Origin of the sequence: Phreatobacter sp. (assembly GCF_030691135.1) — a bacterium.
In the GTDB taxonomy this organism is placed as follows: Bacteria; Pseudomonadota; Alphaproteobacteria; order Rhizobiales; family Phreatobacteraceae; genus Phreatobacter.
The window spans coordinates 1-8,118 of sequence record NZ_JAUYFA010000046.1 but is presented as its reverse complement, the minus strand read 5'-3'; the positions used below and the strand labels follow the sequence as shown (position 1 = coordinate 8,118).

Annotated in this window: 8 protein-coding genes, 1 tRNA gene and 1 pseudogene; 8 read left to right on the top strand and 2 right to left on the bottom strand. The window is 68.6% G+C overall.

From position 1 onward, the window contains the following. Nucleotides 1-269, top strand: a pseudogene (locus Q8O26_RS07995) (hypothetical protein); the annotation flags it as partial. 422 nt (nt 270-691) lie between these two features. On the opposite strand, the gene Q8O26_RS07990 reads toward Q8O26_RS07995, so the two are convergent. Next, a tRNA-Ser gene (locus tag Q8O26_RS07990) sits at nt 692-781 on the bottom strand. A gap of 386 nt (nt 782-1,167) precedes the next feature. Between Q8O26_RS07990 and rplU the strand changes: the two genes are divergently transcribed. The 6 genes from rplU to Q8O26_RS07960 all read left to right on the top strand — a co-directional run bounded on the left by rplU (nt 1,168) and on the right by Q8O26_RS07960 (nt 5,318). Then, nucleotides 1,168-1,821 carry a 50S ribosomal protein L21 gene (rplU, locus tag Q8O26_RS07985; RefSeq protein ID WP_305574977.1) on the top strand — a complete coding sequence of 218 codons (654 nt, stop codon included), beginning with the start codon at nt 1,168-1,170 and terminating at the stop codon, nt 1,819-1,821. 70 nt (nt 1,822-1,891) lie between these two features. After that, nucleotides 1,892-2,161, top strand: a complete 270-nt coding sequence (gene rpmA / locus Q8O26_RS07980; protein WP_305574976.1) for a 50S ribosomal protein L27 — start codon at nt 1,892-1,894, stop codon at nt 2,159-2,161. A 164-nt stretch (nt 2,162-2,325) separates the two neighbouring features. Continuing rightward, nucleotides 2,326-2,973, top strand: a complete 648-nt coding sequence (locus Q8O26_RS07975; RefSeq protein ID WP_305574975.1) for a GNAT family N-acetyltransferase — start codon at nt 2,326-2,328, stop codon at nt 2,971-2,973. A gap of 62 nt (nt 2,974-3,035) precedes the next feature. Next, nucleotides 3,036-3,638 (top strand): GNAT family N-acetyltransferase, encoded by a 603-nt coding sequence (locus tag Q8O26_RS07970; RefSeq protein WP_305574974.1) that lies wholly within the window; start codon nt 3,036-3,038, stop codon nt 3,636-3,638. Then, the gene (mog, locus tag Q8O26_RS07965; protein WP_305574973.1) at nt 3,635-4,174 is read left to right on the top strand and encodes a molybdopterin adenylyltransferase; all 540 of its coding nucleotides are present in this window, start codon (nt 3,635-3,637) and stop codon (nt 4,172-4,174) included. The genes Q8O26_RS07970 and mog overlap by 4 nt, the downstream gene beginning before the upstream one ends. Before the next feature lie 67 nt (nt 4,175-4,241). Beyond that, nucleotides 4,242-5,318 carry a P1 family peptidase gene (locus tag Q8O26_RS07960; protein ID WP_305574972.1) on the top strand — a complete coding sequence of 359 codons (1,077 nt, stop codon included), beginning with the start codon at nt 4,242-4,244 and terminating at the stop codon, nt 5,316-5,318. Nucleotides 5,319-5,333: 15 nt separating this feature from the next. On the opposite strand, the gene Q8O26_RS07955 is transcribed toward Q8O26_RS07960, so the two are convergent. Beyond that, the gene (locus Q8O26_RS07955; RefSeq protein ID WP_305574971.1) at nt 5,334-6,500 is read right to left on the bottom strand and encodes an acetyl-CoA acetyltransferase; all 1,167 of its coding nucleotides are present in this window, start codon (nt 6,498-6,500) and stop codon (nt 5,334-5,336) included. A 268-nt stretch (nt 6,501-6,768) separates the two neighbouring features. On the opposite strand from Q8O26_RS07955, the gene Q8O26_RS07950 reads away from it, so the two are divergent. Next, the coding region (locus Q8O26_RS07950; protein ID WP_305574970.1) for a D-alanyl-D-alanine carboxypeptidase family protein at nt 6,769-8,118 on the top strand (1,350 nt) is incomplete at its 3' end.

Below are 8,118 nucleotides of genomic sequence, written 5' to 3'. Positions count from 1 at the left end.
GAGGGACCACCGCCATGACCCGCTTCAAGACCTTCGCTCTCGCCGCCGTCGCCGCCGCCACCCTGTCGCTCGCCATGGCGCCGCCGGCCGAGGCCCGCTCGCGCAACGCCGCCCTTGGCATCGGCGCCCTTGCTTTCGGCCTCATCGTCGGCAGCGCCGTCGCCTCCAGCCGCGCCCGGGCCTATGAGGCGCGCGAGTGCTACACGATGCGCCGCTGGGTCGAGGGTCCCTACGGCATGGAGCGCCGCACCGTCCGCGTCTGCGAGTAAGCCGCCGCACCCAACCGCCGTGGTCCCCAGAGCCCCAGCCCCCCGGCTGGGGCTTTGTGCCGTCGGGTCGGTGCCACAGACTGCGGGAGGGGGGCCGACGCGGCGATTACCGCCGCACTCACTTGGGTGGAGACGCGGCGGGAATTTCTTGTGAGCGGCGCCATCTCTGGGCAGTGGGCGCGGTACGACGCCCGCAGACTGGGCGGCTCCCATGAGGGCTCTCCGAAGGCCCTTGCGGCTTTCGCCTTCAGGCAATCCTGCGCAGGACGACCGGAGTTTCCTGCGCTTCGACAAGTTTCAGCCAAGCCTCCATGAGCGCGACCTGTCGGGCGCGGCAAATCTCTCGATTGGGAGCAGAACTGGGCCTGGCTCGGCGCGACAATGAAAAAACGTCTTTATCGTCGTCGCTTAGACAGAAAGGATGGCGGAGAGGGAGGGATTCGAACCCCCGATACGGTTGCCCGTATGCCGCATTTCGAGTGCGGTGCTTTCAACCACTCAGCCACCTCTCCGCGGTCGCATGGGCGATGGAGCAAACCATCACCGGCTGTTGAAGCGAAGCGCGGCATAGCGGAACGGGGCGGCGCATTCAAGCGCGGGTTTCACCGGTGGCCGAGAATTCCGGTGAAACCGGTCCGCCGGGACGCCGCGGCGGCGGTGCGGGTGTCGTCCCGGCGCGATAAAAAGCCGAGGCGCCGCAGGGTTTTCCTTGACTCGGGCGGCGGTTTCCATCATTGACCCGCCTTCCGGACATGCAGGTTGCGCGCACCTTGCGGGCCTCTGTCCGTCCGGATCGAAAATCAACCGTCCCCCTGGGGATGGCAAGACCAAACAAGAAGACGGCCGGCCAGCCCCTCGCAGGGTCGCGCCAAGGCCCGTCGAGACAAGGACGAAGACGATGTACGCAGTCATCAAGACTGGCGGCAAACAGTACAAGGTTGCCGCCGCCGACACGATCACGATCGAGAAGCTCGAAGCCGAAGCCGGCGACGTGGTCCTGTTCCCCGAAGTTCTCATGCTCGGCGGTGAGGCCGGCACCACCATCGGCGCGCCCTTCGTGGCCGGCGCCTCGGTGTCCGCCGAAATCGTCCGCCAGGCCCGCGGCCCGAAGACGATTTCGTTCCGCAAGCGCCGCCGCCAGAATTCGAAGCGCAAGAAGGGCCATCGCCAGGACCTGACGATCGTCCGCATCTCCGAGATCCTCGTCGGTGGCGCCAAGCCCTCCAGGGCCGCTGCCGCGAAACCGGCCGACGCCATGCCGCTGGGCATCGCCGGGTTGCCGGCCGGCGGTGGCCGGGACACGTCGAACCTGTCGCTGATCGCCGGCATCGGCCCGACGATCGAGAAGAAGCTGCGCGCCGCCGGCATCACCACCTGGGAGCAGATCGCTTCCTGGACCGATGCCGACGTCGAGGCGAAGGACCAGGAGCTCGCGCTCCGCGGCCGCGCCAAGCGGGAAGAATGGGTCGAGCAGGCCAAGGAGCTGCTGGCGGGAAAGCCGCCGCGCGCCAAGGCCGATCAGGCCGAGCAGAAATCCGGTGAGGACTGGTAAGCAGCGTCCTGCTGTTGCCATCCTCGTGAATCAGACGTCTTATAAGACATAACGGAATCGGGAGCTCCTCATGGCTCACAAAAAAGCAGGCGGCTCGTCTCGGAACGGTCGCGATTCGAATGCACAGCGTCTCGGCGTCAAGCGCTTCGGCGGCCAGGCGGTCGTGTCCGGCAACATTCTCGTGCGCCAGCGCGGCACCAAGTTCCATCCCGGCACCAATGTCGGGCTCGGCAAGGATCACACGCTCTTCGCGACCACGGACGGCCGCGTAGAATTCCGAACGAAAGCGAATAACCGTACCTACGTGTCGGTTGTTCCGATGATTGCCGCCGCAGAGTAGCAGGCGGCACCGACATCGGAGCCGCCGGCGAGTTCGCCAGGCCGCTCCGCTGATCGAAGGATCGAGGATCAAGGGGCGCCCGGCAAACCAGCCGGCGCCTCTTTTTCTTTTCGGTCCTGGAATGGCTCCAGGCCCGGCCACCGGCGAGGCAAGGAGCCCGTGCCATGACTGCCCTGGAAACCCAACTGGAAGGCCGCTGCGGCGGCGAATTGCTGGAGAGCTGTATGCCCGTCCTCGAGACGGAGCGGCTGGTTCTCCGTGTGCCGCGTTTCGAGGACGTCCCGGCGGTCGTGGCGATGGCCAACGACCGACGTATCGCCGAAATGACGGCCAATCTTCCGCACCCCTATGCGGTCAAGGACGCGGAGAGCTGGATTACCAACGCCTGGACATCCCAGGACCATCCCTTTCTGATTACCCTCAAGTCCAACGGCGCGCCGATCGGTGCGACGGGCTTCGTAATGCCTGAACTCGGTGATCCCGAGATCGGCTACTGGCTGGGCACCGCCCATTGGAGCCACGGCTATGCGACGGAGGCCGCCCGCGCCGTCGTCGACCACCTGTTCACCAACCGCGGCGCCGAGGCGGTGTCCGCCCGTGCCCGCGTCGTCAATCCCTCCTCCCGGCGCGTCATCGAGAAATGTGGTTTCCAGTGGATCGGGGCAGGCCTCACCCGCTCGAGGCTGCTGGCGAGTTCCGTACCGGTCGACAAGTTCCGCCTCGATCGGCCGCTCTGGGCCAGCCTGAAGGCCTGGCGGGACCCGATCCTCAGGCGTTCGGCACCGAGGGTCGTCCTCGGCGAGCGCCGCTGAACGCACGGCCTTGCAGGCAGAGCCCGCCGGATCCATACCGGCGGGCACCCCTCGGAGACCCCATGTCCCCGCCTTCCGCATCGCCATGGCTGGACATTGTCCCGCTCGCCACGCGACGTCTGGTCCTGCGCCAGCCCGGCTTTGCCGACGTGCCGCGCCTCGCCCTCTATGCCGGCGACCTCGCGGTGGCGCGCATGCTGGTGGCGGTGCCCCATCCCTATGGCGAAGCCCATGCCTCGGCCTTCATCGGCGACGTGCTGGCCTCCAACCTGGCAGGCTCGTCCCTCGCCCTCGCCGTGGCGCGGCAAAAGGAGCCGCATGCGCTCGCCGGCATGATCAGCTTCACCCGCGAGGGCCGCAGCGCGACGATCGGCTGGTGGTTCGGCAGGCCCTATTGGGGCCGCGGCCTTGCGACCGAAGCGGTGACCGCCATGGCCGGCATCGCCTTCCGTGACCCGCAGATCGACGTCCTCGTCGCCGGGGCCTTCGCCGACAATCCCGGCTCGCTGCGGGTGCAGGAGAAGGCCGGGTTCATCCGCACGGGCGAGAGCCTGCGCCACAGCGCCGCGCGCGGCACCGACGTCCTGCAGATCGACACGAGCCTGAGCCGCGCCGCCTTCGCCGCATTGAGCGGGCGCCCGACCGGCGCTATGGGAAGAGGATGAGCATCTCGTCCATTCCCATCGGCGTCGTCACCGTCTCGGACCGGGCCAGCCGCGGCATCTACGAGGACAAGGGCGGCCCCGGCATCGTCGCGGCCCTCACCGACCTCCTCGCCTCGCCCTGGCACCCCGTCGCCCGCATCATCCCCGACGAGCGTGAAGCCATAGCGGCGGCACTGATCGACCTCGCCGACCGGGAACATTGCCCGCTCATCCTTACCACCGGCGGCACCGGCCCGGCCGTCCGTGACGTGACGCCGGAGGCCACCGAGGCGGTCTGCGAAAAGATGATGCCTGGCTTCGGCGAGCTGATGCGGCAGGTGAGTCTCAGGGTCGTGCCCACGGCGATCCTGTCGCGGCAGACGGCGGGCATCCGCGGCCGCTCGCTCATCGTCAACCTGCCCGGCAAGCCGTCATCGATCCGCGAATGCCTCGACGCGGTGATGCCGGCCATCCCCTATTGCATCGACCTGATCGAGGGGCCGCGGCTGGAGACGAACCCGGCCCATTGCATCGCCTTCCGGCCGAAGGGGGCCTGAGGCCGCGGTCTTCACGGCCAGCGCGGCACGGTCTAGGTTGTTGTCCCCACCACTTACGGAGGCGACCATGGATCGGCGCGACGCGACGGCTGCTCTCTTCGGTTTCGGGGCCCTCTCAGCCCTCATCGGACGGGCGGAGGCACAAACTCCCGGCCGCACCGCGCCGCTCGGCGGCGCTATCACCGACGTCGCCGGCATCAAGGTCGGCCACTTTACCGAGACGCGCCGGCCCACCGGCTGCACCGTGCTCCTGACCGAGGAGGGCGCAACTGCCGGGGTCGACGTCCGCGGCGCCGCGCCCGGCACCCGAGAGACCGACCTTCTCAATCCCACCAACCTCGTTGATCGTGTCCATGCGATCATGCTGTCCGGTGGCAGCGCATTCGGCCTCGAGGCAGCGACGGGGGTGGTGCGTTGGTTGGAGGAAAAGGGCATCGGCTTTCCCGCCGGTCCCGCCCGCGTACCGATCGTGCCTGCGGCGATCCTGTTCGATCTCGGCATGGGCGACCACCGCATCCGACCCGATGCCGAAGCAGGCTACAAGGCCTGCGCGGCCGCGACGGCCGAGGCGCCGGCCGAGGGGTCGGTCGGCGCTGGCACCGGCGCCACCGTCGGCAAGGCCTATGGCATGGCGCGGGCCATGAAGGGCGGCATCGGCACGGCCTCGGTGAAGGTCGGCAAGGTCACCGTCGGCGCGCTGGTGGCCGTCAATGCCGTCGGCGACGTCATTGATCCCCGGTCGGGCGAGGTCATTGCCGGTACGCGGACCGAGGACGGCCGCAGCCGCCTTGGCCTGACCCGGGCCATCCTGCGCGGCGAACTTCCGCCTGCCCTCCAGGCCGGCATGGCGACCACCATCGGAATCGTCGCGACCGACGCCCAGCTGACCAAGGCCCAAGCGACCAAGATCGCCCAGCAGAGCCACGACGGTCTCGCCCGCACCATCGATCCCATCCACACCATGTGGGACGGCGACACGATGTTCTGCGTGGCCACGGGCAAGAGCGGCGTGACGGGAAACATGATGGCGCTTGGCGCTATCGCCGCGCAGGTGACGGCGGCGGCGGTGATCAGGGCCGTGCTGGCGGCCAGGGCGGTGTCGGGGCCCGGCGTGCCGGCAGTCCCATCGGCGGCCGAGCTCTGAGGCGCGACCCGCTTCTCAGCGCAGCCGCTCCAGCACGCTGACATAGTTGGCCACCGCCGCGCCGCCCATGTTGAAGATGCCGCCGAGCCTGGCGTCCTTCACCTGGATGCCGCCGGCCTCGCCCATCAGCTGCATGGACGAAAGCACGTGCATCGACACGCCCGTGGCGCCGATCGGGTGGCCCTTGGCCTTGAGGCCGCCGGAGGGGTTCACGGGCAGCTTGCCGTCCTTCTGCGTCCAGCCCTCGAGGATGGCGCGGGCGCCCTGGCCCTCGGGGGTGAGACCCATCGCCTCATATTCGATGAGTTCGGCCACCGTGAAGCAGTCGTGGGTCTCGACGAAGGAGAGGTCGGAGAGGGCGATGCCGGCGTCGCCGAGCGCCTTGCCCCAGGCCCTGGTGCAGCCTTCGAACTTCAGGATGTCGCGCTTCGACATGGGCAGGAAGTCCTGCACATGGGCATGGCCGCGGAAGGCGACCGCCTTCTTCATCTTCAGTGCGGTCGCGGTGTCGGTGATGACGAGCGCCGCCGCGCCGTCGGAGACCAGCGAGCAGTCGGTGCGCTTCAGCGGACCGGCGACGAAGGGGTTCTTCTCGCTCTCGGTGCGGCAGAAGTCGTAGCCGAAATCCTTGCGCATCTGCGCATAGGGGTTCTCGACGCCGTTCTTGTGGTTCTTGGCGGCGATCATGGCGAGGGCGTCGGACTGGTCGCCCCAGCGCTGGAAGTAATTGTGGGCGATCTTGCCGAAGACGCCGGCGAAGCCTCCCGGCGTGTCGCCGTCTTCGGGGAGATAGGAGGCCCTGAGGAGATTCTTGCCGATCTCCGGTCCAGGCGTCTTCGTCATCTGCTCGACGCCGACGACGAGCACGACACGGGCATCGCCCGCCTTCACCGCGCGCACCGCCTGATGCACGGCAGCCGAACCCGTGGCGCAGGCGTTCTCGACGCGGGTCGCCGGCTTGAAGCGCAGCCGCGGATCGGCCTGCAGCACCAACGAGGCGGTAAAGTCCTGCGGCGAGAAGCCGGCGTTGAAATGCCCCAGCAGTATCTCGTCGACGTCGTCCGGGCCGATGCCGGCATTGTCCAGCGCCTCGTTGGCCACCCGGATGATCAGGCTCTCGACGGTTTCCGTCTCAAGCTTGCCGAAGGCGGTATGAGCCCAGCCGACGATGCAGGCGGTCATGGTGGCGTATCCCCAATCTGGTGATGAGATGCCGCATTTTAGGGAGATGGGCCGCGTTTCGCCATCCGCCGTCCGGCGCATGGCAGGCCCTGTCCGGCCGCCGCCGCCATGCTTTGGCCGCGTTGAAGCTGTTCTTCTCGCCGTCTGGACAGTTTCCCATCGGCACGCCGCCGACCCTTCCCCGCGACGCCATTGTCTTCGCCCTTGGCGAAGCGAGCCCGAAGCAGGTAAACAGGGTCGAGATCGCGGCGACATTCCCAAAAGGCCCATGCTCTTGCGGATCAGCATCCCTTGTCTTGCCGGCGTGATCGCGCTGTTCGTCAGCGCTTCCGCCGCCGGCGCCCAGCAATTGGGCCCGACCATCGTCGTCGATGCCGCGACCGGTCAGGTGCTGCAATCCGACCGGGGCGGCGCGCCCTGGCTGCCGGCCTCGCTCACCAAGATGATGACGACCTATGTTGCGCTCCGGCAGGTGCAGGCCGGTCGCGCCACCATGAATACCGGCCTCGTCGTATCCCAGCGCGCCTTTCGCTCGGCGCCCTCGAAGATGGGTTTCCGTCCCGGCACGGTCGTCACGCTCGACAACGCCTTGAAGATGATCATGGTCAAATCGGCCAACGACGTCTCGGTGACGATCGCCGAGGGCCTCGGCGGATCGGTCGAGAACTTCGCCGCCATGATGAACGCCGAAGCCCGTCGGCTCGGCATGTCCGCGACGCGCTTCATCAATCCCAACGGCCTGCCCGGCGCCGGCCAGCAGACCACCGCCCGCGACATGGCGCTCCTCGCCTATGCGATGATGCGCGAATTCCCCGAGCATTCCCTGCTCTGGCGCATGCCGGCGATCCGCTTCGGCACCCGCGTCATGCGCAACCCCAATCACCTCATCGGCCGCTATCAGGGCGCCGACGGCTTCAAGACCGGCTTCACCTGCTCCTCCGGCTTCAACGTCGTGGCCACCGCTACCCGCGGCGGCCGCAAGCTCATCGTCGTCGTGCTGGGCGCGACCTCGGCCCGCGGCCGCGCGGAAACGGCGGCGGGCCTCTTCGAGCGCCACTTCGTCTCGGGCGGTTCCGGCGTCGGTCTCGACGGGATCGCCAACGACCTGTCCTCGGCGCCCCCGAACATCCGCGACCAGACATGTCGCCGTCGCGGTCGCGGACCGGTCTATATCGAAGCGGGCGAGGAACTCGACAACGAGCCCGTCGCCGCCGCGCCCAGTGATCCCGGAAATCTCACTTACGCGCAGATGATGGCCGCCTCGCAGCAGCGGCAGGGCCGGCCAGGCCGGCCGGCCAGCGCGCTCGCCGCCATGCCCGGCGCCGTCGTGTCGCTGCTCGGCCCCTATCGTCCGACCATGGACCCTGTCCAGGTCTCAACCGGTGGAGCCGGACCCATCGCGACGCCCGCCGTGGCGCTCGCCTCCACCGGATCGCGGACCGTGACCCTGCCGGCCGCGACCCAGCCCGGCACCCTCGTCGTTCCGGCTGCGGCGGCCGCCGTACCGACGCCGGGTGCCATCCGTCGCGGAGCGACGGCTCCGGCCGAGGCGCCAACCCGGCACGGCGCCATCGGCGCGCCGATGATGCTGCCCGGCGCGATGCCGCCGGAACGTCCA

Bases quoted from the DNA above. Each gene is read 5' to 3' on its own strand.
- rpmA (WP_305574976.1), top strand. From the start codon at position 1,892: ATGGCTCACAAAAAAGCAGGCGGCTCGTCTCGGAACGGTCGCGATTCG.
- rplU (WP_305574977.1), top strand. From the start codon at position 1,168: ATGTACGCAGTCATCAAGACTGGCGGCAAACAGTACAAGGTTGCCGCC.
- Q8O26_RS07975 (WP_305574975.1), top strand. From the start codon at position 2,326: ATGACTGCCCTGGAAACCCAACTGGAAGGCCGCTGCGGCGGCGAATTG.
- mog (WP_305574973.1), top strand. From the start codon at position 3,635: ATGAGCATCTCGTCCATTCCCATCGGCGTCGTCACCGTCTCGGACCGG.
- Q8O26_RS07970 (WP_305574974.1), top strand. From the start codon at position 3,036: ATGTCCCCGCCTTCCGCATCGCCATGGCTGGACATTGTCCCGCTCGCC.
- Q8O26_RS07955 (WP_305574971.1), bottom strand. From the start codon at position 6,500: ATGACCGCCTGCATCGTCGGCTGGGCTCATACCGCCTTCGGCAAGCTT.
- Q8O26_RS07960 (WP_305574972.1), top strand. From the start codon at position 4,242: ATGGATCGGCGCGACGCGACGGCTGCTCTCTTCGGTTTCGGGGCCCTC.